The organism is Candidatus Poriferisodalis sp., assembly GCF_965215815.1.
Lineage (GTDB): Bacteria > Actinomycetota > Acidimicrobiia > Acidimicrobiales > Poriferisodalaceae > Poriferisodalis.
Window position 1 is genome coordinate 777,137 of record NZ_CBDCEO010000012.1, and the last position, 26,285, is coordinate 803,421.

The window sequence follows — 26,285 nt, forward strand, 5'->3', positions numbered from 1 at the left end:
TCGCGGTCGTCGCAGCGATGATCCTCGCCTTGCTGGCGCTCCTGGCAGGACTGGTGCTGCTGGTGTGGGCCGGCGATCACTTTGTGACAGGCGCCTCGCAGCTCGCGACCGCGCTGCGCATCCGGCCTGCAGTGATCGGGGCGGTTGTGCTGGGCTTCGGCACGTCCGCACCGGAGATGGTCGTGTCTTCGCTGGCAGCGATCAATGGCGAGCCCGCGCTCGGCGTGGGCAACATCGTGGGCTCGAACGTGGCCAACGTCAGCCTGGGTCTCGGAGTGGCAGCACTGCTGATGCCGATTCCGTTCTCCCGGACGGCGCTGCGTCGCGACGTTCCCTGGTCGGTGGCCACCGCAGCGATATTCGCATTGCTGGTCGTGGACGGCACCCTGGGCCGCTTCGAAGGCGGCCTGCTGGCCGTACTGATGGCATTCACCTTGGTGTGGCTGGTCCGCTCGTCGCGCGACGACACCCTCCGGCCCGATGAGGTCACATCTCCCGTCGCTCAGGACGCCGGTCGGCCGATCACCAGCCTGATCCGGGCGCTGCTGGGATTGTTCGGCGTCATCGTGGGCGCCCAGCTCGCAGTGGAGGGCGCCACCGAACTCGCGGAGCACTGGGGCCTCAGCGACGGCTTCATCGGCTTCTCAGTCGTAGCGGTGGGCACGTCGTTGCCGGAACTCGCAACCGTTGTGGCAGCTGCTCGAAAAGGGCACGCCGAGCTGATCGTGGGCAACCTGTTCGGTTCAAACGTCTTCAACAGCCTTGCTGTGGGCGGGGCCATGGGCCTGGTGGGTGCGGGAGCCATCGACGACCCCACGCTGACCGGACTCGGAATCGGGGCGATGATGGTCGTGATCGTGCTTGCCTACCTGGGTGCGCTCGTCGGCAAGCGTGCCAGCCGGATCGACGGCGTCGCCCTGCTCGCCATCTACATCGGCGCAATGGTCCTGCTCGGCGTCAGCTGAACGGAATGCGGCCGCTGTTCGCCGTTCAGTGAGCAGGATGCGCTATCTCAGGCACGCTGCGAGGCGACGCGGCGCTGCCAGATGCCCAGCAGCACTATGCCGAACAGCGAGCACGCGGCCGCCGCGTAGAACGCGCCGGCGGTTGCGCCGACGACCGCAGCGGTGACTCCGAGAATCGGTCCGCCGATGCCGGCAGACAGCTCGAAGAACATGGTGAACGTGCTCATGGCGCGGGCGCGCTCATTGGGAGGGACACCCTCGACAGCGGCGACCATCAGCGCTGGATAGAGCAGCGAGCCGCCGAGCGCCAGGATCACCACGCCGATGTACAGACCCGGGACCGACACGAAGGTGCCGATCACCACCATGCCGGCGGCCGCACCGATGAGTGCCAGCGTTGCCGTGCGCTTCGTGCCCAGCTTGTCGGGCAGCTTGCGTCCGATGATTCGCAGCACCAGAACCAACATGCTGTAGACGAAGAACACCGGGCCGAGCCAACCGAGACTGTTCTCTTCTGCGAGCTTGGGCAGGTAGCCGTACAGCGCCGGGATGATGATGATCCCCATGGCCAGGATGGTCCCGGGCCACAGCGCTGGCCTGTAGAAGAGCCGGCCTGCATTGCCTGTGCTCGGGGGCGCATGGGCGTGCGGCGCCGCAGGAAGCTGGACTGTGCTTCCCTCTTTGCCGACGAGCCGGAACACCAGCGGGCGTGCTGCTTGGGCGAGGCGCGTTTGCGGTCCTGAAGCACCGGCACCTGCGGCCCCGTTCAGCTGGCCGTCGGCGCCCTGGCCGAAATACTGCCCCATGGCACTCGGCGAGTCCTTCGGAAGGAACCCGCCGATGACCGCAGAGATCATCATCAGCACTCCCGCAAGAGCGAATGCTGTGTCGTAGCCCCCCAAGGCGAAAGAGGTTTCACCCCACTCCTGGGTGATCGTTCCCAGTCCTGGGCCCAGCCCCATTCCGAAATAGAGGAACACCGAAAACCAGCTGATGGCCTCGCCTCGGCGGTGCTCAGGGGCCAGATCGCTGATCATCGCGGCGCTGCCCACGAAGAACATCCCCTGGAACGCGCCAGTCAGCAGGCGCATGAGCAGGATCACCGCGTAGGTGTCGGCCCAGATATGAGCAAAAAACGTCGCCGCGGTCGTGAAGCCGCCGACAACGATCAAGAAACGGCGACCTCGCTCATCGCCGAGGCGACCGATGAGCGGTCGGGCTGCGATCGCCGTGATGGCGAACACCCCGATGGCGAAGCCGACCGCCACGTCGCCGCCACCTGTCTGGTTGGTCACCAGCAGCGCCGTGAGCGGCAGCATCGAAGAGAACGACACTGCGGAGAAAAGTGCGCTGATGTTCAGGATCAGGAACGGGCCGGTGAGCAGGCGCGACGGCTCGCCAAGAGGCGGCGCAGCGATCGGTGTCGCCGGGAACGTCGACTGTGACATGGGGCGATGGCCTCGTGCACGCTGTGCCCTGGATTCGATGAGGGCACGCAGGTTCTTGTCGGCCATGCTAGGGGTGATGCCAACAGAGGTTGTTGAGGCGGCCGCCGGGAGCGCGCTCCCGATGAGCGATCCCCAGACGATCGTGCGCGGGGCGTGCCACCACGACTGCCCCGATACCTGTGCGTGGGAAGTCACGGTTCGCGGCGGTGTAGCCGTACACCTGCGAGGCGATCCGGCGCACCCGTTTACCGACGGCCAGCTCTGTCCAAAGGTGAACCCGTTCCTGGACCGCGTGTACCACCCTGACCGGCTCCTGCGGCCAATGCGACGCGCCGGCCCCAAGGGCGAAGGCCGTTTCGAGCCAATCGAATGGGATGCTGCGATCGCTGAGATTGCCGAGCGCACGGCCGCGGCCATTGATCGCCACCGTGGCGAGACCGTCCTGCCTTACTCGCTCGACGGCACCCAGGGACTCGTGCAAAAGGGTGTCCTGGCCGATCGGTTCTTCGCTGCGCTGGGGGCCACCCGCCTGAACCGTCACATCTGCGGGGTGACTGCGTCACTGGGCGCGTCCGATGTGCTGGGTATCCCCCTCGGGGCTGATCCCACCGAGATCGCCGATGCCCGCACCATCGTGCTGTGGGGCACCAACACGCTGCTGACCAACCGGCACCTGTGGCCGTTCATCGAGACGGCCCGCGGCAACGGCGCCAGCGTCACCGTCGTCGACCCGGTCGCCACCATGACAGCCCAGCGAGCCGACTGGCATCTCCAGCCGCGTCCGGGCACCGACATTGCCTTGGTGCTGGGAATCATCGGCGTGCTGGACCGCGACGGATCGATCGACGAGACACAACTCGAGGCCAGAGCCGACGGCTGGCCAGAACTCCGGGCCGAAGCCCGGGCCCTGAGCCTCGACGACGCTGCGGGCATCACCGGCATCGAACCCGCCGACATCGTCGGGCTGGCGCACCGCATCGCCCACTCGGGGCCCACGGTGCTGCGTGCGCTCATCGGCATGGAGCACCGCGAACACGGCCGGGACATCCATCGCTCGATCGCCGCTCTGGCCGCCGTCTCGGGTTCTGTCTTCATGCGCTCCACGCAGGTGTTCTTCGACACGGCATTCGCCGACGTGGTGCCGCCGCCCGGTCCGCAGCGGGCCGTGAACATGTCGGCCCTCGGCGACGTGCTCACCAATGGCGACCTCGAGCCGCCCGTGACGGTGCTGGTGAACTATGGCTGCAATCCCGCTGCCATCACGCCCGACCAGAACCGGGTGCTCGCCGGCCTCGAACGCGACGACCTGTTCACCGTGGTGATCGAGCAGTTCATGACTGACACCGCCCGCTACGCCGACATCGTGCTGCCCACGACCACCCAGATCGAGCATCTCGACCTGATGAACGCGTGGGGCCATCTCTACGTGTCGCTGAACTTGGCGGCCATCGAACCGCTCGGAGAGTGCCTGCCGAACACGGAGATCTTCCGCCGGCTGGCAGATGCGATGAACCTCGAAGCGCCCGGCCTGACCGACAGCGACGAGCAGGTGGCGCGGGACTTGCTCGCAAGCGGCCACCCTTGGCTCGACGGCATCACCTACAAGCGGCTGGAACGTGACGGCTGGGCAAGGTTGGCCGTGCCGGCAGGCTGGTCTGCATTGGCCGAACGGGAGATCCCGCTGCCACCGCCGTCGCCGCAGTCACCGCCGCGACCGCTGCCATCGCTGTCGAGCGCCGAAGCTACCGACGGCACCGAAGCTGCCAACACAGCCCCCCGACACCAGCTCGGCCCGCTGCAACTCGGTGCGCTCCGTTACCGACCCGCAACAGAATCACCCGCCGGAGACGCTGCCCTGGCCAGCCGTTACCCGCTGGCGCTCATGACGCTCAAGCAGCACCTGCGCTTCCTCAACAGCCACTACGGCGGTTTCGAACACCACCTGCCCGACCCTCCCCAGCCACGACTCGAAATCAGCCCGATCGACGCAGACACCCGCGGCATCGCCGAAGGCGACCCAGTCCGAGTCTTCAACCACCGAGGCGAGCTGTTCACCGACGCCACCATCTCCGACCGCCTACAGCCCGGCCTGGTGGCAATGCCCTTCGGATGGTGGGCTGGCAGCGCCGATGCACGAACGGTCAACGTGCTCACCAACGCAGCGGCCGGCGGTCCCGATCCCGACATCGGCTCGGCGGCCTTTCACGACACGCTCGTCGAAGTCGAACCAGCCCGCGACAAACCGCGGACACCAGCCCATGCCGATCCGCGGACACCCACCAGCCCGTCGCCCTAGCCTGCGTTGGCGATGAACGTCGCCGAACTGCTGGACCGCGCCCCGCGCGACGACGCCGTCGTGCTCATCGACCGTTCCTCGTCGCCGCCCGAACACGTCACCTCGGTACAGCTGCGCGAACGTGCGCTGCGATGCGGCGCCGGACTCCTCGCCCGTGGCCTGCCACCGTTCGCACGTGTCGGACTGCTCGCAGCCAACTGTGGCGAGTTCTACAACATGATGTTCGGAGCCCCGGCGGCAGGTCTGGTGTTCGTGCCCCTCAACACCCGGCTCCCCGCCGAGACCCAGGCGTACATCCTCGAAGACGCCGAGGTGCAGCTGGTCGTGTCCGACGCCGAGCACGCCTCGTTGGTGCCGTCCGGCATGCCTCACATCCAGATCGGCACACCCGCCTGGGACGACCTGCACGCCAATGCCCCCCTGGCAGCTCTCGCCCAAGTGAACGACAACGACATTGCCGTGCAGATCTACACATCGGGCTCCACCGGGCGTCCCAAGGGCGTGCTGCTCACCCATGGCAATGTCACCTTCACCGTCCTTGAGTACGGAGCGGCGTTGCCGGGCGAGGTCATGCTGGTCTCAGCGCCGCTGTACCACAAGAACGCTTCGATGTCGTCGAAGCTCGCGCTCGCAAGCGGCGGCACGGTCGTGCTGCTGCCGAACTTCACGGCCTCGGGCTACATCGAGGCCATCGAGGCGCACTGTGTGACGATGTGCTCTGGCGTGCCGACAATGTTCGCACTGGTCACAGCGGAGATTGCGTCCCGGGTCGATGCCGGCGAGCCGATCCCCGATGTGTCCTCGGTGCAGCGTGCCTTCATCGGCTCGGCCCCGTTGACCGAGGCCCTCTTCGACGACGTGCAGAAGCTGTTTCCCCAAGCAATGGTCTCCAACGGCTATGGCACCACCGAGGCCGTGCTGGAGTTCGGCCCCCATCCCGAGGGCAAGCCTCGACCCAAGATCACCGTCGGCCACCAGCATCCCAAGGTGGAGCTGCGGCTGGTAGACCCCGACACCGGTGAGGACTCCGATGCCGGCGAGCTGTGGGTCCGCTCCCCCGGCGTCATGACCGGCTACCACAATCTGCCCGGCGTCAACGATGAGCGCCTCACCGACGGCTGGTACCACACCGGCGACCTGATGACCCGCGACGCCGACGGTTGGTACTACTTCGTGGGACGCGTCGACGACATGTTCGTCTGCGCAGGCGAGAACATCTTTCCAGACGCTGTGGAGCAGATGCTCGAGAAGCACACCGCGGTCCACCAGGCAGTCGTGGTTCCGGTGTCCGACGAGCTGAAGGGCCAGTTGCCCGCCGCGTTCGTGCGCATCGAGCCCGGCCACACGCTCACCGTCGACGCGGTGAAGCAGTACGCACTCGCGAACGGGCCGGCATACGCCCATCCCCGGCATGTGTGGTTCGTCGAGGAGATCCCGCTCGCCTCAACAGCGAAAATCGACCGCAACGGCCTCGTCGCACGGGCTGCCGATCTGGTTCCCACACCCGACTCGGGACCCTCCGCATCCTGAATCGACGACCAATACCGGTGGGCCCGCCATCGAAGCTGCGCACCCTTACCCAGGGCGTCGGGCAGATCGCCAATGAGGTCCGCCGGGACTGGGCTGTCAAGCGCATCGCCGGACTGTCCGCGGAGATCGCGTTCTTCGCCCTGCTGGGGCTGTTCCCGGCCATTATCGTGTTCGCCGCGCTGCTCGGCTCACTGGACGTGCTGATCGGCCAGAGCGCCGCAGCCGACACCGAGGCGTGGCTGCTCGAACGCATCAGCGGGACGTTCGGTGACCAGAACACGCTCGATGCCACCATCGCCGATTTGTTCGACCGCTCTGATGCCCGAGTGGTCACCGTGGGCGTGGCCGTCGCCGTGTATGCCGCTTCCCGAGGCTTCGTGGCGGTGGTGCGTGCGCTGAACGTCACACGTGGGCATCAAGGCGCTCGAAGCTGGCTGTCCACCCGGCTCGTGGGATTCTCGCTGACGTTTTTCACCTTGGTGGTCGCTGTGGGTGTCGCGGCCATGGTGGTTGTGGGGCCGCTGCTCGGCGGGGGCAGCGAGCTTGCAGACCGACTGGGCGCGGGTCGGCTGTTCAGCACAGCGTGGGACTGGCTCCGCTGGCCCGTTGTCGTGGCGGCCGTCATTGCGTGGGCCGCGACCGTCTACCGGATCGCTCCACGCCACAAGCTCACATGGCGACGCGAAGTTCCCGGCGCACTGATGGCAACTGCATGGTGGCTCGTCGTCTCGGGCGGCTTCGGTGCGTACCTCGGCTTGGCATCGAGTGGCATGAACGCCGTGTTCGGACTGCTGGGTGGCGTCCTCAGCCTGTTGCTCTGGCTGTACTTGCTAGCGATGGGACTCCTCGTCGGTGCCGAGCTGAACAGCCTTCTGGATCGTCACCGCCCGCCGCCGAGCTGAGAACCAGCAGCAGCAACGAGAAGCCGACAGCCATCCTCTGGCCACTCTCACAGACTCACACCTGCGCCCACCAGTCCGCGGGCGCGGTGCCGTTGTATGCGCCCATGGTCTTCGGTAGTACCGCTGCCTGCGATTGCTTCAAATTCGAGCACAGCATCGAGGTGACAGTCGCTACCGTGTCGCACATGAAGCGGATCAACGTGTCCCAGTTGCTGCACAACTGTGAAGAGTTGCTCCGCAGGGCGGGTGCAGGTGAGTCGTTTGAGGTCACAAGGTATGGCGAGCCTCTTGCATGTCTCGGACCATTGCCGGACGGTGACGATCCGTTGGAGCGCCTCGCTGCACGTGGTCTCGTTGACTCGAGCGTCATAGGCCTGTCGGCGTCGGTGGAGAAACACCCGCCGTTGCCGTCGTCGCCGCCGGGCGTGCCAACGCTGAGCGAGCGACTCGCGGATTTGCGTCGAGATGAACGGTGACATCTGGGTGCTCGATGGGTCGGCATTCGTCAAGCTCGCGAGGCCAGCGGCGAAATCCGCGAAGCTGCGTCGGTGGGTGCGGTATCGCCACCACTTCCCCCGGCGCATCCTCAACCGCCTGACAAGTCGATCGTCCCCGCTAATTGATTCGCAAGGGCTGTGATCTGTGCGTCGATGTCGGCGGGTGTTCTGGACAGGTCAATCGCGACGGCGTGGAGTTTCGTTCCTGCGTGCTGAACCCTGATCGTTGACTTGGCCAACGAGTCGTTCAAGATCTGCTGCTCGATCACCTCGTCTTTGTTGACGTCGGCGCAGTAGATGAGGGTGCCTTCCTCCAAGTTGAGCGCCGTGGAGTAGGCCAACAGTTGGTAGTAATCGCTTTGCCGACCCGCCGTCTCATCGTCACCAAAACGGGATCCCTCAGCGCCGAACTTGTACTTGATGTCGGCGACGCCAACTGCTTGGCCAAGACGGCGAAATGTGAGGTCCGGCCGGATTCGCACCTGATGCTCGTCGTCGAGATGCAGGTTGTGTTGCGAAGCGACATCGAGCCGTCCGCGCAGTTCGCGCTGTAATCGGGAGGTGACGAACTGCTCAAACAGTTCGTTCATGTCCACCATGAACGCGGAAGCAGCAGTGTCGCCGTGCTGGTCTTGCAGGGTGCAGTTGGCCAGGATCAGCCGCGCCAGCACCAGCGCGGGCCGGTAGTGCTCGTTGAGCCGGGTGTAGCCGATGCGATCGAGGCGCTCCAGTGCCGCCGACGCTGTGGGCTCGGCCACACCGTCCAGCGCCGCCAGCAGCCGACGAAGCCGTCGCCGGTCGTCGTGGGGCACGTCGGGCACACGCAACGCCAGCCGGATTGCCGCGGTCAGGCAGCGGTTCTCGTCCACATCGGCGGTGAAGTCGTCCCATTCGCACGCCATCGGCACCAGCACTCCGCCCCGACGGAACTGCCGCACGAAATCGATGCGGCCTCGCAGCGCTAGAAGATCGTCCTCCTCGTGCCGATAGTGGTGAAACAAACCTCGGGCCAATGTGGTTTCCGCGGTGCGCGCGAAGAACGACACCACCGCCGGCAGCAGCTCGTCGTTGGTGGCGTAATCGATGGCTTCGGCCTGCCAGGCCTCAGGCGGCAGCCCCACCTCCAGCAGGAAGAACAGGTTCTCGGGCTTGATCTTCGGACGCACGATGATGCGCAGATCACCCAGCGTGAACGCACCCACCCACTGCCGGGCCGACACCTTCCACCAGCCGCTCTCGCTATCTGGTTGCACTGACACCCAGTCGGTCTGATTGAGACGCCTGGCGAGGTCGTCATCGAGTCGCAGCCGCTTGGCGCTCCACTCATCCAGCATGATCCTGCGATCGGGCTCTTCGCGTGCTGAGTCGATCCGTTGCACCGCTGCTTCGTCACCGGAAGTACCGGGTCCCCCGCCATTCTCGGCGCTCGTCTCCGCGGATGCATCTGTGAGTTCGCGTGTGGGTGGCATTCGCGATGATCCTTGTTCAGACGGAGTCTGATGTTCGGCGTCGACCCCAGAGGGCGGCGATGGGCACGGCTTCGATGTCTCGGTCGATCCACCGGCGATGGCGACCCGTGTGCAGCACGACGCCTCCCGCGAATTGCTCGGGCGGCAGGTTGTCTCGCAGCCAGATGAGGTGTCGCGCGTCCTTCACCGACGGCGCGCTGCTGGATTTGATCTCGAATGCGGCCACACGGAACCCGAATTCGGCGACGAGATCGATTTCGTGCTCCCCTCGCTGGCTGCGAAGGTGATGCAGGTACACCGGCACGTCGGCTGATTCCGCCTCGACGCGCAATTGGGCAGCCACGTAGGTGTCGAGCAAGCGGCCGCGCGCATCTGCGTCTCGCCGTGCAGAGTCGAAGTCGACCTGCGCCAGCCATGCGGCCAAACCGGAATCGCAGAGATACCGCTTGGGCGTCGACGTGAGCCGCCGCAGACGGTTGGATCGCCAGGCGGGCATGTCGACGATCAGGCGTTGGGCGTCGAGAATGCCGTGATATCCCAACCCGGTCTTGCGGTCGAGGTCGGCAGCCTCGATGAGAGCACTGTCGGGCACAACGCCGGCTGTGTGCAGCGCGTACGCCTGCAGATAGCGGCGAAAGCGGTTTGGGCTGCGCGGCCGTCCTCGTCCTACGGCAAATTCCTCGAGATCACGCGTCGTGGTGACGTTGACGAAGCTGCGCATCCAGCGCTCGCGTTGCCGGTCGTCGGTTGCTCTCAGCGCACCCGGAAACCCTCCGGCCAGCGCAAGTCTCAGATAGCCCAGCACGTCCGGCGGATCAGCTGGCACTTCGAACCGATCGGCTGAGTCCCAGCGGTCGAACAACGACGGCCGGTTCGCGTCGCCGAACATCTCGCGACCGGTGAACGGCCACATCTGAATGTCCAGAAAGCGGCCTGTGCCCGGCCATGCACCGGCGATGAGATCGTTGCGCGCCGAGCCTGTGACGATGTAGCGGCCGGGGTGCCCGTCCGCATCGGCGGCACGCTTCACAGCACCGAGCACTTCGGGCGTGTGCTGCCATTCGTCAAGCAAGAGTGGGAATGGACCGACGGCGATCGCCGCGTCAGGATCGTCGCGGACGATGCTGGCATCTTCGGGCCGGTCGAGACGCAGCACGGCAGGGGCGTGACGAAGCGCCGTGGTTGTCTTGCCCACTGCTCTCGGCCCCGTGATCATCACCGACGGCCATGACGCAAGGTCGGCTGCGAGTGTCCGATCCGCGATGCGGGCGATATAGCCGCCGTGCGCTGGCAGCGTGCCTGCGACCTCATTCATACCGTAGAACATACTCTATTTATCCCTATATTTGTAGCTGTATTATTCCCTATTTTTGTGGGGCTATTTCTCCTGAATGACGCGTTCGGCCATCATGGCGCGAGATCCTCGACAGCCGCTATTCGCTTGCGTTCCCGCCCGGCTCATCCTCGCTGCACTCAGTGACGTCATCGACGTGTGTCTCCTGGACACCGGAGTCGGGGCCGAAGCGTGCCCAGACGGCGCCGAAGCGGAATTTGTTGATCACTTCTTGCTGACCGAAGAGCTGGTCCTCGATCAGCGGTTCGATGTTGTACTCCCAGATGCGCCGCAGCGCTTCGGTGCCCAGATTGCGCTTCATGAAGTGACTCGGCCCGATAAGGAGATGGTCTCCGCCGAGTGCTTGTTCGAGCTCGCTGTTGACCTCTTTCAGCAGGTCTGCGATCGGCGCTTGGCTCGGAGCATGCTTCTGCGTCCACCTGCCCAACAGGCCCTGCGTCGGCGGGCGGTTGGGGAAGAAGGGCACGAAATGGAACCGCCGCCGCATGGCGGCATCGATGAGCGCAATCGACCGGTCGGCGGTGTTCATGGTGCCGATGAACCACAGGTTCTCGGGCAGCGAGAACTGTTCTTCTGGTCGGTACTGGGTGTGAATGACCCGGTCGCGGTACTCCAGCAGGAACAGCAACTCGCCCACTACTCGCGGCAGGTTCGCCCGATTGATCTCATCGATCACCATCACGTGCCGCTGACCCGAATTGGCTCGCGCTAACTCTGCGATCTTCATCAGCGGCCCCGCCGTCAGCCGGTACGTCATGTTGCCGTGATCGTCGACGGCCGGCCGATACCCCTCGAAGAAATCCTCGTACGAATACGCCGGATGGAACTGCACCAGCGTCCGAGCATCAGTGTCCGGCGAAAGCGCCTCCGCTAGCCGCTGGGCGAGATACGTCTTGCCGGTCCCAGGTGGCCCGTACAGGATCACCTGCCCCTTGTCCTCCAGCAGTTCCACGATGTCGTTGAGGAACTCCACCCCACACAGCAAGTCCTCCGCAGCTTCCCCCAGCGCGATGGCGAGGCGTTCGCCTGTGGAACCAGGCTCGTCGCCGTCATCGTCATGGTCATCGTCTGACTCGGTGTCGTCATCGGCGTAGCGCTCAGCCAGCCAATGCAAGAACTGCTTCATGCCAAAGGTGTCGACCGAGCCGTCATCACTGAAGTACGGGCGCAGTACTTCCAGCAGCATGTTGTTGGAGCGCATGATGACTGCGCCGCAGTCGCCGAGTTCTTCGTGCAGCCGGACCACTGCTTGGGCTTCGCTTGCTTCGTCAACGTCGAACAACTCGAGTTTGTCGAGGAGTTCGATCATGTCGAGCTTCCCGAGTGCTTGGCCCGCGTTGTTGTGTTGCCGAAGATGGTAGAGGGGGACAAAATTCCCCGGATGGCATATGGCGGGCAGTTTCGTGGCAACGAGATATCCAAGCCCATGCACTGATCTGACGGCGTCGTCGATTCGATCGTCGAACTCACCGCGTGGTACCCAATCTTTCTGAACTTCGCCAGTCGAGCGATCTACTGGCTGACCTTGCCAGACAAACGCTCCAGTTTCTTTGCAGTGCTTTTCGGCTCGCAATTTGTGACCGTCGGCCTTGATTATTTTGTACCGAACCTTGGCTCCGCAATTGCACGCAGGCGGACCCCATTTCGACTTGTGGTCGTCTGCCGCGCCACATTTGCCATAGTCATAGCCCTTGCCGCGTACCCGGCTATTGGTCTGCTTGCGCTCTTGTCGAAGCTCCCGACTGCCGAAGCAGAGTTCCGCAAGGCAGTCTCGGATCTGTGACCACGATGCCTCGGTCGCATTGTCGATGGCTTGGTCCAGTGACGTCTGCCGGCCAGACCAGCCATAGTTCTGGTTGCTTGTTGCCCAGACTGGCTTGATATCTCCTCGATCTTCGTAGGCAACCTCATCGAGAGACCGCAGGGTACGTTCATGCTGCTCACGCGCTAGCAGATGCTTCTGGTCATCCTCGCCGGGATACCCAGTGGCTCGGAACTGGACAACCAGTCGCTCAAGCCGCTGGGTCGGCCCGCTGACTGTCGGCACCGATGCACCCTCGTTCCATTTCCACCATTGCCGCACATGGCTGCGGTAACTGTTCTGAGCATTTGGGGCCAAGTCGAGCTCCTCCGTGACCCAACGGTCGAGAAGATCGTCCTCCGGCACACCGGTCTGAGTCGAATGCTCAAGCGCGAAACAGATCCACCTTCCTACGATGGATTTGGCATCAGCGATACCGCCCTCGGCCTTCCCACCGGACCTCCGATGGTGCAGATAGTCGTCAAGACGCTGCATTCAAGCTTGCTGATCGCTCATGGCGGCGAATCTACTGCGAGGCTGTGACGCGCCGTCCGGCCCCTCGCCGCATGTGCCGTCAGTTTCCGGTCCGGCACATGTGGCAACCTCTGATTCGTGGATGACGAAACCGATGACGCCGCACCTTTCACGCCCGCTGTCGTGATGTCGGCGCATGAGGCCGCGTTGCTGCGGAACCCCGAGCTCGTTGCGCAGATCGAGGCCGATCAGGCGGACCCGTCTCGGGCTGTGCGCTCCGAGGCGAGGCGTCCTTGCGAAGCTTCAGAGACGTAGCCCCGACTCACAGCGGCGAACGTACTGCGGGAGTGCGATACGACACCCCGCAAGCATCCTCGTTCGTTCGCTCCTATGGTGACGCGCATGTGGATTCGTCTCCGTCAAATCGCCGTGACCACCGCCGACCTGGCCCAGACCTCGGCGGACATCCAATGCGTCCTCGGCGTCGAGCCGTGCTTCACCGATCCGGGTGTCGGCATTTTCGGCCTCAAGAACGTGCTCTGGCCGGTGGGCACGCAATTCCTCGAATGCGTCACGCCGGTTCAGCCAGACACTGCCGCCGGCCGGTATCAGCAGCGGCGGGGCGGCGATACCGGTTACATGGTCATCACCCAAGTCAGCGACGTCGGTGCCCGCCGCGCCCACGTCGACGAGATGGGCATCCGGATCGCATTCGAGATGAATCACCCCGAAGAGGGCCACGTCGGGATGCAGTTGCACCCAGCCGACACGGGCGGCGCGTTCTTCGAGATGGACCAGATGACTGGACCAGACGGCGACGCCGTGGGCGGCGCCTGGACGCCCGCCGGCTCCAACTGGGAGCCCTATGTCAATACCACCATGGTGAGCAGCATCGCTGCCGCCGAGCTCCAGAGCCCCGATCCCAACCGCCTGGCTGAGCGCTGGAGTCAGATCGCGCAGATCGACCTCGGAGCCGATGCCGACGGCCACCCCACGATCCAGCTCGACAACGCCTCACTGAGGTTCGTGCCCGAGACCGATGGCCGCGGCGAGGGCCTCGGCGGCATCGATGTCACGACCGTTGATCGTGAGGCGGTGCTGGCTGCGGCTCGCTCACGGGACTGCTACGTGAACGACGACCAGGTAGCGCTCGCTGGCCTGCGCGTCAACCTCGTCGACGCCGACTGAGCCCCCCGCACCTACTCGACTCGGCCTACCATCGGCGTCCGCTGCAGATCGTCGCAGCGCGACGGGATTGGGAGGTTTGTGCCGATGAGCGAAACTGTGGACGACTTCAAGCGGGCAGTCGCCTTGTTCGACTCGGTGGTGGCCAGCGTGCCCGCCGAAGCATGGGAAAACGCCACTCCATGCGATGCGTGGAACGCGCGCGAGCTGGTGCGTCATCAGTGCGGCGTACTCGACGCCATGGCCGGCATCGCTCGCTCGGGCGAGGTCAACATGCCCCAGATGGCCGATGAGACCGACGACCCGGCGGCCCGCTGGGCTGAGACCCGCGACGGAGTCGTTGGGGCCCTCGATGGTGCCGACTTGTCCAAGCAAGACCAGTACTGGTTCGGCCCGATGAGCTTCGAAGACTTCGTCGGCATGGTGCAGTGGGATCCGCTCGCCCACTCGTGGGATCTGGCCCAATCCGCCGGCATCGCCATCGAGCTTCCGGCGGATCTGTGCGAGAGCAGCCTTGCCCGCGTCAAGTCTCTCGGCGAGATTCCTCGCAAGTGGAAGTTGATCACCGACGAGGTGCCGGTGCCCGACGGCGCGTCCGCGGCACAGCGCTACCTGGCATACGTCGGGCGTCAGCCGTGAGCGGCACCGACGAGCGCGCCGAACCCCTGAGCTGGCAGGTCGGCGACGTCACCATCACTTCGGTTGCGGAGTCCGACACTCCGACTTCACCGCGGTTCCTGTATGACGGCGTGGGCAAGAACGATGTGCTGGCCCGCGCCGACGCCGCACCGTGGCTACGCCCGCACTTCGTGAGCGACGAGGGCTATCTGCTCCAGCGCATCCACTGCTGCGTGATCGAGGCCGGCGACCATCGCATTGCGGTGGACACCTGCGTCGGCAACGACAAGCAGCGCTCCAACCCGTTCTGGCACGAACAGCAGGGGCCGTTCCTGGACGACCTGGCGGCTGCGGGCTTCCCGCCCGAGTCCATCACCCACGTGGTATGCACGCACTTGCACGTGGACCATGTCGGCTGGAACACACGGCTCGTCGACGGCGAGTGGGTGCCGACGTTCCCGAACGCGGAGTACCTGTTCTGCCGGGTCGAGTACGACCATTGGGAGAGCACCGACGATCTGTTCAGCGACGGCGTCTTCGACGACTCGGTGGCGCCGATCGTGGCGGCGGGCCTCGTCGAGATGACCGACCCCGACCATCAGATCTGCGACGAAGTGACGTTCCAATCCACGCCGGGGCACACCCCAGGCCACATCTCGGTGGTGATCACCTCGAACGGCAAGCGGGCGATCATCACCGGCGACATGGCGCACACGCCGCTCCAGCTAGCAGACCCCGATCTGAGCTCAATGTTCGACACCGACCAGGACGAGGCCAGAGCCACCCGCCACGAAGTCTTCCCCGACTGGGCAGACGGCAAGACCCTGGTCATCGGCACCCATTTCGGCGCCCCGACAGGCGGCATCATGGTGCGTGATGGTGAGGGCTACAAGCTCGAATTCGACGAATAGTCCTGTATTCCGTTCAGCGGATGTCGTCGCTGAGCATCTGTTCGAACATCATCGGGGTCACTGCAGGGCGAGACTGTTCCTCCCACTCCAGCAGGTCCCTGTCGCCAGTCACGCATGATGCGATACGGCGGTCCTGCGCCGATGAGCGCTGAAATATGAACATTCGTGTCTATGACTGCGCGCACCTTCAGAGGGACAGGCCGGATCGCTGCTGGCTCGGCACCTTGCGCTGCGAGCGTTCCCTGCGCACGGCATTCGTCTCGGCTACCGCAAGTTCAAACGCTTCCATTTCGGACAGGTCGGCATTGGCGGTCGCGTTCTTGCGCAGTGCCGTTCGAAGGTAGCGAGTGAGGCGCTCCCACGCCTCATCCTCATCCATGCCGAGGGCGGCGGCAACTTGTTCCAGTGAGGCACCAGCTGCCAATGCGCCCCGGATTTGTTCCTGAGGCCACAAGCTCCGCTCGTCTCTCTGCCGGCAGGACTCGTGCAGCACCGTGAGCGCCTTCGCCGCCTGATCATTGCCGGGCCTCGCGGTCATACAACCATTGTAGGGTGCCGATGGGCTGAGGTCTCTAGCATTTTCCGTTCACGAAGGGGTTTGCCATCCTGACGAGGCTCGGACGAACCGTCACGAGATGTTCCCCGACTGGGCACACGGCTGCACGCTGGTCATCGGCACCCACTTCGGCGTCACACTTGCAGACCAATTCGGCCATGATGCGGCCAGCCGAGGCGGGATGTTGCCACGCACTCGCCGACGGTCCTCTTGGCACTGCGAAGACTTCTACAATCACCCACGGCATGCCAACGAAGAATGACCCACTAGAAATGATGATCGTCCGTGGTGCATGAGGCTGAGAGCAGCGCCCTTGAGAGGTTCGAGTTAACGGGCCTTTCGCCGAGAAGCGACCGATACGCCGTCCTCCGAGATCTCGTTCCTGAGGCGTTCTCGGAACTGGAGCTTGTCCCAGAGAACCTTGCGGTTGCGATGGGCCGCAGAGTGGTCAGTCCGCAAGAAGAACGTTACGGGCTGTCATGGCCCGGCAAGGCGGCCGCGGCGGCTGCGATGCAGGAACCCTCGGTCGGGAGCCTTCGTCCCGATGCCAGCCACTCACTGCGCGCCGATATTGCTCATGACGTGGTAGTCGAGGGCGACAACCTCGAGGTGCTCAAGCTGCTCCAGCGCGCCTACTACGGCAAGGTCAAGATGATCTACATCGATCCGCCGTACAACACGGGCAAGGAGTTCATCTACCCGGATAACTTCCGCGAGGGGCTTGCCAGCTACCTCCGCTTCACTGGTCAAAGCGATGAACAAGGTCAGAAATTGTCGGCCAATACCGAGACAAGTGGCCGCTACCACTCGAACTGGCTCTCGATGATGTATCCCCGTTTAGCGTTGGCGAGGAACTTGCTGCGGCCAGATGGCGTCATCTTCATGACTATCGATGACCACGAAGTACACAACCTGCGTCTGTTGATGGACGAGATCTTCGGACCCGAGAACTTTGTCGCCAGTTGCATCTGGCAGAAGGTGTTCAGCCCGAAGAACTCAGCACGGCAGTTCAGCGAAGATCATGACTACGTACTGGTGTACGCGAGGAATGCTGCGGAGTGGGAACCGAATCCACTACGGAGAACGGACGAGATGGAAGCCCGCTACCAGAACTCCGACGACGATCCACGTGGTCCTTGGACGAGTGCCGACCTTTCTGCTCGGAACTACTACAGCAAGGGCACCTATCTCATTGAAACGCCGTCTGGCCGTACCATCTCTGGCCCACCTCCGGGCACCTATTGGCGCTACGCGGAAGAGAAGTTCAAGGAGATGGTTGAGGACGACCGTATCTGGTTCGGGTCCGCAGGGTCAGGGACTCCGAGAATCAAGCGATTCCTTAGCGAAGTGAAAGACGGCCGAGTCCCTCAGACGTTTTGGAAGTATGAGGAAGTCGGCCATACGCAGGAAGCGAAGAAAGAACTTCTCAAACGAGTCACGTTCGCATCTTCAGACTCCGTTTTCGATACACCAAAACCGACGCGGCTTGTCGAACGGATGCTTCGCCTCGCAACTACCCCGCAGACTGAAGACATCGTCTTGGACTTTTTTGCAGGGTCAGGAACCACTGGCGAGGCGGTGTGGAAGCTCAATGCTGAGGATGACGGCAACAGACGGTTCGTCTTGGTGCAGCTTCCCGAGCCTACGGGATACGACGACTACGAGACCGTCGCTGATATTACGCGTGCTCGGCTCAAGGGTGCGGCATCCGTGCTCGCTGCTGATAGCGACGGCACACTCGAACCATGTGATCCGGTTGGCTTTCGCAGCTTGATGCTGGCCGAATCTAACTTCCGTGTCTGGGAAGGTGAGACCGAGGGCGACCAGACGCTGGCAACGAGGCTGACACTGTTCGCTGACGGAACGAGTGGGTCATCGACGACTGATGGGATCGTGGCCGAGCTACTGCTCAAGGCTGGGTACGAACTCACTGAACAGGTCGATGTGATCGAAGCTGCGGGTGTTGAACTCCACTCTGCCGCCGATGGCCAGCTTCTCATCGCTGTTGACGGGAAGCTGACCCTCGGATCCGTTGAGCAGATGGTGGCGAAAGCGCCAGCGCTGATCCTGGTCTTGGATCGATGTTTCGGTGACGACGATGAATTGAAGGTTAACGTCATGCAGACCATCCGATCTGCCAATCAGGGGGGCGGCGTCGACATCACGCTGAAGGTTGTCTGACTATGACGGCCGTCACGCTCAAGTTCGAGCCGGATCTCGCGTATCAGCATGACGCGGTCAAGGCTGCTGTCAACCTTTTCTCCGGGATGCCGCTGGCTGGCGGTGAATTCAGCGTTGCCACAGCCACTGGTTCCCAGCTCACATTGACGGAACTGGGCGTCGGGAACCCCGATCCTGGCGACTCACTCGAGCCCGTCTTGCTCGCCAACCTCCAGCAGGTCCAAGAGGACAATGAGCTTCCGATCAGCGCTGAGCTTGAAGGGCCGCACTTCACAATTGAGATGGAGACCGGGACCGGCAAGACCTACGTCTACTTGCGCACCATGTTTGAACTGCACAAGCACTACGGCTTTACCAAGTTCGTGATCGCCGTTCCGTCCGTCGCAGTCCGAGAGGGTGTACTGGCCAGCATCGAGCTCATGCGAGGCCATTTCCACTCGCTCTACTCGACCTCGTTCGACGCGCAGGTCTACGACTCGAAGAATCTCGGCCGCGTACGGCAGTTCGCGACCGCGAACACCATGCAGATGCTGGTCCTCAACATCGACGCGTTCCGCAAGGACGTGTCAGCTGACGGCGAAGAGGGCTCTCGCAGCGCCAACGTGATCAATCGGGCCAGCGACGCGATGTCGGGGCGGCGCCCAATCGAGTTCATCAAATCTTGCCGGCCGGTCGTGGTGGTCGACGAGCCGCAGAACATGGAGTCGGAGAAAGCGGTTGCGGCCATCGACCGGCTCAACCCGATGTGTACGTTGCGGTATTCCGCAACTCATAAGAAGGACTACAACCCGATCTACCGGCTTGGGCCAGTCGAAGCCCATGAGATGCGCCTAGTGAAGAGCATCGAGGTGGCCAGCGTCGTCGAAGCAGAGAACCTCAACGCCGCCTTCGTCAAGGTGTTGAGGACCGATCAGAGCAGAATGCGGGCCCAGTTGCAGATCAACGTCGGCGCCGGATCGGCCGGCGGCCAGAAATCGGTCTCGGTCAAGGTGGGTGATGATCTTCACGCGCTCTCTGATGAGCGGCAGGAATACGCCAACGGCTACATCATCGGCAACATCTCCTTTCGGCCGGGAGACGAGCACATCGAGTTCAGCTCTGGCCACATCATCCATGAGGGGGAGACGCGAGGGGGATTCGGCAACGAAGTTCGCCGAGCTCAGATTCAGGAGACCGTCAGGCAACACCTCGATAGAGAGCTCTCGCTGCACCGGCAAGGGAAGCGCATCAAGGTGCTGTCGCTCATCTTCTTGGACCAGGTGGCCAACTACCGCCAGTACACCGACGACGGGCCCCGGCCAGGCCAGTTCGCCGAGTGGTTCGAGGAGGCCTACGCCGATCTCGCCGCCAAGCCCAAGTACTCCGCCCTCAGTCTTGCCCCGGCGTCCAAAGTCCACGGCGGCTACTTCAGCAAGGACAAGGCCACCCGCAAAAAGCCGGAGAAGCTGAAGGACACGAGCGGGAGGACCAAGGCCGACGAAGACACCTATGAGCTGATCATGCGACACAAGGAGCGCCTTCTCAGCCCCGATGAACCGCTTCGGTTCATCTTCAGCCACTCGGCTCTGCGCGAAGGATGGGATAATCCCAACGTGTTCCAGATCTGCACGCTCAACGAGTCGAGGTCGGCCGACCGCAAGCGGCAGGAGATCGGCCGCGGCCTTCGCCTTCCTGTCAACCACGACGGCGAGCGGATACGCGACCGCAACGTCAACCGACTCACGGTGATCGCCAACGAGGCCTACGAAGATTTCGCCCTCGCCCTCCAGACCGAATACGAAGAGGACACCGGGCGGAAGTTTGGCATTGTCGAGCGAACAGCCTTTGTCCGTCTGCTTCGTCCCGCTGGCCATCCGGTGAATCCGGGCGAGAAATTCGGTGCCGACGGATCAAGCATCGTTTGGGATCACCTCGAAGCTGAGGGCATCATCGGGAACGAGGGGCAGGTACTCCCTGCATTCAACCCGCTCGATGAGTCGTTCGTGCTCCCGGTTCCTGAAGGGTACGAGGGCTCAAGAGAGGACATCATCAGGGTGATCTCGAAGCGCGTCGAGCTGATCCAGATCAACAATGCAAGGAAGCGCAAGACAGTTCGCTACCGGAAACAGGTCACACTCGACCCCGATTTCCGAGAGCTCTGGAATCGGATCAGCGTTCGCACTCGCTACCGCGTTTCACTCGACACCGGCGCACTTGTCGCCGACGCCGTGGCCGCGTTCCGGGAAGCTCCGGCAATCGAGCCACCCAAAATCACGATCCGGGTCTCCGACATCCAACACAGGCGTTCGGGCTTGCAGGCGACCGAAGTGCAGACGCAACAGACAGTCGACACCGAAAGGCCGACTTTCCTGCCGGACATCCTCGCCGATCTCCAGAATGAGACCGACCTGACCCGCAGGACCATTGTGAGGATCCTCACCGAATCAGGACGCCTGAGCGATTTCCTCGTCAACCCCCAGGCCTTCCTCCAGCTCGCATCGCGAACGACAAATGCGGTGCTCCAATCACAGGTGCTCAGCGGAATCGAGTACGAGGAGATCGCCGACGCCATGTGGGAGATGCGGCGTCTTGAGCCCGAGGCCGAAGAGGCGATCGAGCGATACGCCAGCAATCTCTACAAAGTCCAGTATCAAGACAAGACACCGTACGACCACGTCGAGTTCGATTCCGACCCCGAGCACCGCTTTGCCAAGGCACTCGACAACAACAGAGACGTCCGCTTCTATATCAAGCTTCCATCGTGGTTCACGGTGGACACGCCAGTCGGCCCCTACAACCCCGATTGGGCCATCATGTTCCAGTCCGAAGCCAAGCTCTACCTCGTGCGCGAGACCAAGAGCAGCCTCGCAGCGGCTGACCGCCGCGAAATCGAAAACACCAAGATTGACTGCGCCGCGAGGCACTTCCAAGCCATCGGCGTCGACTACGGCACGGTCACCAACATGGACGATCTAGCCACGCAGGTTGCGCGAGGGCCAACAAGCTCTCGGGCATGAGCACACTCCGGCACGCGGCCTGAGACGTCGATAGTGAGGTGGCGGGACCCGTTGGCTGGTCCAGTCGAGGTCTCCCGCTGCCGTTCCCGGGCACCGCTGTCGCGGTCGGGGACATCAGGTGGGCGACAGCGGACACGCCCGCAGCTACGGCTGTAGCGTGGCCACTCGCTGACCTCGCTTGGCTAGTTGGGCATCCGGCTTGTCTGATTTCTTCTTGACGAACCGCGAGTTGGCGCTGCTGTCGGCGTTGCTCTTCTGGGCGGCGGTCGTGGCAATCCTGGCAAGGCGAGATGGCATGGGCGGTGGGCTTTTGGCACCAGTGCGCGACCTGCTGTCGTCGGTTGCGGACAGGCGGATTCTCTTGCCGACGGCTGCGTACTCAGGTTGGATGTCGGCAGCCTTGGCTGCTGCGAATGCCCTTGGGCTTTGGGATGTGGGACTGCTGAAGGCAGCTGTGTTGTGGTGGCTGCTTTCCGGTCTTGGCCTATTCGGCGCTGGCATCGAAGCTGTGAAGCGAGCCGGTGCCATCGCAGGCGCGTTCAAGCGACTGCTGAGTATGGTCGTGGTCTTCGAGTTCTTGGCGAACGTGGCCTCGTTTCCGTTGTTCATTGAGATACCGGTGCAGATTCTGGCTTTGCCATGCACTCTGGCCTGGGGTTGGGGATCGGCCCGACAGGAGCACCACCGTGCCACAAGACTTGCCTTCGGCTATCTGCTGCTCTTCGGTGTTGCAGCCCTCGCATGGGGAATCACGCGACTGGTGTCCGATTGGGAAGACACCGACAAGAGCCTGTTGTGGCGCGAGCTGGTCATGCCCTTCTGGTTGACCACGGTAGCGCTCGCCTTCATGTCACTGTTTGCGCTCTACATGACTTACGCAGCCACGTTCTCGGTCATGCACTACCAGTCCGCTGCCGGCTTCTCGTGGAGACACCGACTTGCGGTGCTTATTCGATGCGGCCCTCGGTTGCGAGCGATCCGCGCCGCACGCCCCACGGCTCCCTGGCTTGCGAACGAGTCGGGATTCCGTTCCACATGGAGATGGACAGGTCGGGTGTTGCGCGAGGACCGCTACCAGCGCGCCGAAGAGGCGGCAAAGGCCCAGCGGCTCACAGACAACGCCGGCGTCGTCGGCACCGACTCCGCGGGGAGGCAACTGGATCAACGCCAACACGCTGAGACCATGAGAGCCCTCCGGTGGCTGCACACCTGCCATATCGGTCACTACCGCAAACAGGGCAACCGATACTTCGCCAGCCTTGAGGTCATCATCGACAGCCTGTCCGACAAGTACGACCTGCCGCGGCCGAACAACATCGAGATGCACATCACCAGCGATGGACAGAGCTGGTACGCCACCCGTCAGACGGTCACGGGGTACTGGTTCGCAATCGGCGCTGCGGGACCGCCGACCGACCAGTGGTTCTACGACGGTCCCACATCCCCGAGCGACTTCCCCCATAACTCTCAATGGGATCAATGGGCGCCAGATCTCCATGCCCCCAACTGGGACTGACGGGGCGGGGCTGTCTTGATGCGGCACGATGGCGACGCGCAATGTAGGGCACTGGACGACTCGATACCGGCTGCTTCGCCCGAGGCCGATGCTACTTTTGGGCACATGCTCCGTAGAAGGAAGTCGCGGAAGCCGGATCGCCCGTCGTGGTGCCGCCACTACGACGAGTGGAAGCGCGCCTACGACGAATCCGAAGCCCTCATGGCACGGAACTCCAAGCACACAGCGGACTGGTCGCCGGAGGATCTCTTGCGGCTGGAAGAACTCACCAAGGTCTACGGCGAAGCCGCCATTCGAATGTGGGACGAAGCACCCGAGTCAGAGAACTGGGCGTCAGCACATATCAAATGCGGATACCCAGCCTCGAGGCGGCTGCCTCTCGGGCAATAAACCGATGCTGGCCGCTACTGAGATCAGGCCTGCTCGAAGTTTCTCGGCCGTCGAACACGCTGCAGGGCTCGTAACCTCACGATTGGTGTCGGTGGAGACGATCGCGAAGCGCCAAGTCTCTCAGGGAACACAAGGCTCTTGAGTCGTCAGGACACGTCACAGACGGCGCCCATGAAGGATGCTGCCACTGCGGCGCGCCGTCATGCTTGGGAACGCATCAGCCCTTCGCACTGCAGCGACTGCCGAGTCCAAGCTGATCTCTACTTGGCGCATGTGTACGCACTCGCCGCGCAGATGCTCAGCACAGAAGACGGCACCGGCCATCGCCAAGGCAGCCCTCGAGACGGCTACCCCCTCTTCGAGGCGATGCATGCAGCGGTGCGCGTCATGCACCAGCAGCCCCGTCCGTTCTACGACGCGGTGGGCAACACGGGCCCGCAGCCCTCGCCCTTGGGCACCGAGGCTAGTGAGCACATGTTGTCGCTGATGCAGCAACGAGCGTCAGACGAAGGGTTCGAGGACGGCTGGGGTTGGTGGGTCAGCAAGACAAGAACCGCTGATGAGTCGCGAGACTGGCTTTCGGTCGCTTACAGCTCAGTGCCGCCGTCGCCCATTCGCCGACGCAGCGGTGAGGTCTATCTCCTGGGCGCCGGGTTCTCGTGCGCTGTGAGCGAGACAATGCCGACGATGTCAGCGCTGCTGTTTGCTCTCAAGCAGACGGTTGAAGATGAGGGTTGGCCGCTGACGCAACGCTTCGGCCTCCCACATGCGGACGATCTGGAGTCGTGGCTCGATTCGCTGGCAACACCACAGCCGTATCGCAGCGACGCCGAGAACACAGAAGCCGCCGCCGTGTTCCATCGAATCGCTGACTGGCTCGGTCGATACATCACCGAAGTTGAACGTGAGTCATTCCAAGGCGCGCACCCTGTTGTGATCTTCGATCTCCTCAGGCTCTGGCAATCGAATCTCAGCACTGTGATCACGCTGAACTACGACACGATCATCGAACGCTGCGTGGAAGCCCGCCCCGACTACATCGGCCTGAGAGAAGCCGGAGTGCTGGCCGCGAATGCGATCCGCGCAGTGCCGTTGTCGCCGACCAGTGCCTACAGCGGCGCCATGAGGCTCGGAGACGCCACCCTCCCGGCGGCATTCCGCCTAGCGAAGCTGCACGGCTCCGTCGACTGGCAGTATCCCGGCGAGAGCGGGCGCGGACAACCGATCTATGCCATCGACACCGACCACGAGGACGAAGCCCAAGGTCGCCTCAGACACTTGGTGCCCTACATCATCCCGCCATGCTTTTCGAAGGTGCCTCTGTTCAACCACGAGATCATCCGCCAGAACTGGCACGCCGCCCGCCAAGGACTCGAACGCGCGCAACGACTCGTCGTCATGGGGTATTCCCTGCCCCCGGCTGACACAGCAGTCGTGCAGATGCTCCGCACGTACGCACCCAAGAACATCACGCTCTTGGACACCGATCCCACCCTCAAACAGCGATACGAGACCCTGCTCGGGGCAGCCGTCGAAATGCCCGATACCGGCGATCCGATCTGGGACTGGACTGCCAGCGTCACCACGCAGCCATAACCAAGCCTGCACTTCAATCCCATGTGATCCGCGCCCCGGCAAGCAGTTCCGCCAGTACGCCGGCCATACGCCACCATGCGTATCGGTTGCCCGTCATCACCTCTGGCGCTGCCATGCACGACATCGATTGGGGCCGTCCCGGTGGGAGCCGTATACCTCAGCTGAGACGATCTGAGTGAGGGTCAGTGGCCGCCGCGCAGCAGCTTCGCTATCCCTGACATCAGGCGGTCGGGTTTGCCCGATCGCAGCTCGCGGTCATCGGCGACGCCGAGCAGGGCTCGGCTGACACGTACACCGAGCCAACGCAGCGGCTCGGGCTCCCAGCGCCGGGAGGTGACTCCCACCCAGGGCAGGCTGGTGCGCTCGGTGTCGCGCTCGCAGATCAGCTCAGCCATCGTGCGACCCGCAAGGTTGGATGCCGCCACGCCCTCGCCCACGTAACCGCCGAGCACGCCTTGGCCGGTCCGCGGGTCGAAGTGCACGCCCGGCAGCCAGTTTCGTGGGATGCCGAGCACACCGCCCCATCGATGCGTGATGCGCGCATCTGCGAGCTGGGGAAGCATCTCGACCAGCACGCGCCAGATCCGCCGGTGCATGCCCAGGTGGGTCTCGGCAGATGGCACGATCCGCGAGCCGAAGCTGTAAGGCACACCGGTGGCACCAAAGGCAATCCGGTTGTCGGCTGTGCGCTGGCCGTAGGTCACCATGCGACGGTCGTCGGCAAAGCTGGGGCGGTTCACCAACCCGATGTCGTCGAACAGTTCGTCGGGCAGCGGCTCGGTAGCCACCATGCGCGAGTACACGGGCAGGATGTCGCGCCGGAGCCCACGCAGGTCCCGGGTGTACGCCTCGGTCGCCCTCACGATCAGCGGTGCCCGCACCTCGCTGCGGCCAACCTGCACGGCACCCCCGCCGATCGCCCTCGCTCGGGACTGCTCATAGATCTCCGCCCCTGCCGATTCGGCGACCGCCGCGAGGCCGCGGGCCAGCTTGGCGGGGTCCACTACGGCTGAGGGCCCGAGCAGGATGCCGCTGCGCACGTCGGTGGCGTTCAGCTGGGCTGCCGCCTCGTCGGCATCGAGAAGGCGGATCTCGTCGGGGGTCAAACCCAGCGCCCGGGCCTCAGCGATGTCGGCGACCTGGCGCTCAGCTTGGGGAGCGGTGCGCGCCAACCGGATCGTGCCGCCCTTTGCGTAGTCGCAGTCGATGCCCTCGGCGGCAGCGACCCTGCCGATCTCGTCCACCGCATCGAAAGCGGCCCGCAGCAGGCGTCGTGATTCGGTCGGGCTTGAGCGCTGCGCATAGTCACTGACAGAGCCGGCAAGCTCCCCCACCGCCCAGCCGCCATTGCGCCCCGAAGCCCCGAAGCCGCAGTAATGCCGCTCCAGCACGGCGACGCGCAGCGATGGTTCGAGCTGCCGAAGGTAGTACGCCGTCCACAGCCCGCTGAATCCGCCGCCCACGATGGCGACATCCACGTCCAGATCGCCATCGACACCGGCTCGCGGCGTGATGGGCGGCTCCAGACGATCGATCCACAGCGGCGTCGTCGACGCCGTCTCGAGTGACCAGGGCTCAGCATCACCGTGAACGGCCATAT

Annotated in this window: 20 protein-coding genes; 14 read left to right on the top strand and 6 right to left on the bottom strand. The window is 63.7% G+C overall.

What is annotated here, in order from left to right; all coding sequences use genetic code 11:
* Nucleotides 1–17 precede the first annotated feature (17 nt).
* Nucleotides 18–965: a calcium/sodium antiporter gene (locus tag ACOOHB_RS05415; RefSeq protein ID WP_420443786.1), complete on the top strand. Its 948-nt coding sequence runs from the start codon at nucleotides 18–20 to the stop codon at nucleotides 963–965.
* A gap of 47 nt (nucleotides 966–1,012) precedes the next feature.
* Here ACOOHB_RS05415 and ACOOHB_RS05420 read toward each other — a convergent pair whose 3' ends face one another.
* On the bottom strand, nucleotides 1,013–2,479 hold the full coding sequence (locus tag ACOOHB_RS05420; protein WP_420443787.1) for an MFS transporter: 1,467 nt from the start codon (nucleotides 2,477–2,479) through the stop codon (nucleotides 1,013–1,015).
* 10 nt (nucleotides 2,480–2,489) lie between these two features.
* Between ACOOHB_RS05420 and ACOOHB_RS05425 the strand changes: the two genes are divergently transcribed.
* The 4 genes from ACOOHB_RS05425 to ACOOHB_RS05440 all read left to right on the top strand — a co-directional run bounded on the left by ACOOHB_RS05425 (nucleotide 2,490) and on the right by ACOOHB_RS05440 (nucleotide 7,617).
* A complete protein-coding gene (locus ACOOHB_RS05425; RefSeq protein ID WP_420443788.1) occupies nucleotides 2,490–4,709 on the top strand; it encodes a molybdopterin-containing oxidoreductase family protein in 2,220 nt (739 codons plus the stop codon).
* Nucleotides 4,710–4,721: 12 nt separating this feature from the next.
* Nucleotides 4,722–6,239, top strand: coding sequence for a class I adenylate-forming enzyme family protein (locus ACOOHB_RS05430; protein ID WP_420443789.1), 1,518 nt, complete (start codon nucleotides 4,722–4,724; stop codon nucleotides 6,237–6,239).
* Nucleotides 6,240–6,256: 17 nt separating this feature from the next.
* Nucleotides 6,257–7,141, top strand: a complete 885-nt coding sequence (locus ACOOHB_RS05435; protein WP_420443790.1) for a YihY/virulence factor BrkB family protein — start codon at nucleotides 6,257–6,259, stop codon at nucleotides 7,139–7,141.
* A 185-nt stretch (nucleotides 7,142–7,326) separates the two neighbouring features.
* Nucleotides 7,327–7,617 carry a type II toxin-antitoxin system Phd/YefM family antitoxin gene (locus ACOOHB_RS05440; RefSeq protein ID WP_420443791.1) on the top strand — a complete coding sequence of 97 codons (291 nt, stop codon included), beginning with the start codon at nucleotides 7,327–7,329 and terminating at the stop codon, nucleotides 7,615–7,617.
* 110 nt (nucleotides 7,618–7,727) lie between these two features.
* Here the strand turns inward: ACOOHB_RS05440 and ACOOHB_RS05445 are convergent, their stop codons facing one another.
* From ACOOHB_RS05445 to ACOOHB_RS05455, 3 genes are all read right to left on the bottom strand, one after another.
* The gene (locus tag ACOOHB_RS05445; protein WP_420443792.1) at nucleotides 7,728–9,107 is read right to left on the bottom strand and encodes an McrC family protein; all 1,380 of its coding nucleotides are present in this window, start codon (nucleotides 9,105–9,107) and stop codon (nucleotides 7,728–7,730) included.
* Nucleotides 9,108–9,123: 16 nt separating this feature from the next.
* A complete protein-coding gene (locus tag ACOOHB_RS05450; RefSeq protein ID WP_420443793.1) occupies nucleotides 9,124–10,422 on the bottom strand; it encodes an ATP-binding protein in 1,299 nt (432 codons plus the stop codon).
* A 118-nt stretch (nucleotides 10,423–10,540) separates the two neighbouring features.
* Nucleotides 10,541–11,770 carry an McrB family protein gene (locus tag ACOOHB_RS05455; protein ID WP_420443794.1) on the bottom strand — a complete coding sequence of 410 codons (1,230 nt, stop codon included), beginning with the start codon at nucleotides 11,768–11,770 and terminating at the stop codon, nucleotides 10,541–10,543.
* A gap of 1,104 nt (nucleotides 11,771–12,874) precedes the next feature.
* On the opposite strand from ACOOHB_RS05455, the gene ACOOHB_RS05460 reads away from it, so the two are divergent.
* From ACOOHB_RS05460 to ACOOHB_RS05475, 4 genes are all read left to right on the top strand, one after another.
* Nucleotides 12,875–13,051, top strand: a complete 177-nt coding sequence (locus ACOOHB_RS05460; protein WP_420443795.1) for a hypothetical protein — start codon at nucleotides 12,875–12,877, stop codon at nucleotides 13,049–13,051.
* 87 nt (nucleotides 13,052–13,138) lie between these two features.
* Nucleotides 13,139–13,924, top strand: a complete 786-nt coding sequence (locus ACOOHB_RS05465) for a hypothetical protein (protein ID WP_420443796.1) — start codon at nucleotides 13,139–13,141, stop codon at nucleotides 13,922–13,924.
* 84 nt (nucleotides 13,925–14,008) lie between these two features.
* On the top strand, nucleotides 14,009–14,560 hold the full coding sequence (locus tag ACOOHB_RS05470; RefSeq protein ID WP_420443797.1) for a TIGR03086 family metal-binding protein: 552 nt from the start codon (nucleotides 14,009–14,011) through the stop codon (nucleotides 14,558–14,560).
* Nucleotides 14,557–15,450, top strand: coding sequence for an MBL fold metallo-hydrolase (locus tag ACOOHB_RS05475; protein WP_420443798.1), 894 nt, complete (start codon nucleotides 14,557–14,559; stop codon nucleotides 15,448–15,450). Before ACOOHB_RS05470 ends, ACOOHB_RS05475 begins: the two co-directional genes overlap by 4 nt.
* A gap of 187 nt (nucleotides 15,451–15,637) precedes the next feature.
* Here the strand turns inward: ACOOHB_RS05475 and ACOOHB_RS05480 are convergent, their stop codons facing one another.
* Nucleotides 15,638–15,988: a hypothetical protein gene (locus ACOOHB_RS05480; protein ID WP_420443799.1), complete on the bottom strand. Its 351-nt coding sequence runs from the start codon at nucleotides 15,986–15,988 to the stop codon at nucleotides 15,638–15,640.
* 303 nt (nucleotides 15,989–16,291) lie between these two features.
* Between ACOOHB_RS05480 and ACOOHB_RS05485 the strand changes: the two genes are divergently transcribed.
* From ACOOHB_RS05485 to ACOOHB_RS05505, 5 genes are all read left to right on the top strand, one after another.
* Nucleotides 16,292–18,187, top strand: a complete 1,896-nt coding sequence (locus ACOOHB_RS05485) for a site-specific DNA-methyltransferase (protein WP_420443800.1) — start codon at nucleotides 16,292–16,294, stop codon at nucleotides 18,185–18,187.
* Between the two features lie 2 nt (nucleotides 18,188–18,189).
* Nucleotides 18,190–21,183: a DEAD/DEAH box helicase family protein gene (locus ACOOHB_RS05490; protein ID WP_420443801.1), complete on the top strand. Its 2,994-nt coding sequence runs from the start codon at nucleotides 18,190–18,192 to the stop codon at nucleotides 21,181–21,183.
* Between the two features lie 199 nt (nucleotides 21,184–21,382).
* Nucleotides 21,383–22,699, top strand: a complete 1,317-nt coding sequence (locus ACOOHB_RS05495; RefSeq protein ID WP_420443802.1) for a hypothetical protein — start codon at nucleotides 21,383–21,385, stop codon at nucleotides 22,697–22,699.
* A 105-nt stretch (nucleotides 22,700–22,804) separates the two neighbouring features.
* Complete coding sequence (locus tag ACOOHB_RS05500; RefSeq protein ID WP_420443803.1) at nucleotides 22,805–23,089, top strand: hypothetical protein; 285 nt, start codon at nucleotides 22,805–22,807, stop codon at nucleotides 23,087–23,089.
* A gap of 171 nt (nucleotides 23,090–23,260) precedes the next feature.
* Entirely contained in the window at nucleotides 23,261–24,685 is a 1,425-nt protein-coding gene (locus ACOOHB_RS05505) for a hypothetical protein (protein ID WP_420443804.1), read from the top strand.
* 182 nt (nucleotides 24,686–24,867) lie between these two features.
* Here ACOOHB_RS05505 and ACOOHB_RS05510 read toward each other — a convergent pair whose 3' ends face one another.
* Nucleotides 24,868–26,283, bottom strand: coding sequence for an NAD(P)/FAD-dependent oxidoreductase (locus ACOOHB_RS05510; protein ID WP_420443805.1), 1,416 nt, complete (start codon nucleotides 26,281–26,283; stop codon nucleotides 24,868–24,870).
* Nucleotides 26,284–26,285: the final 2 nt, after the last annotated feature.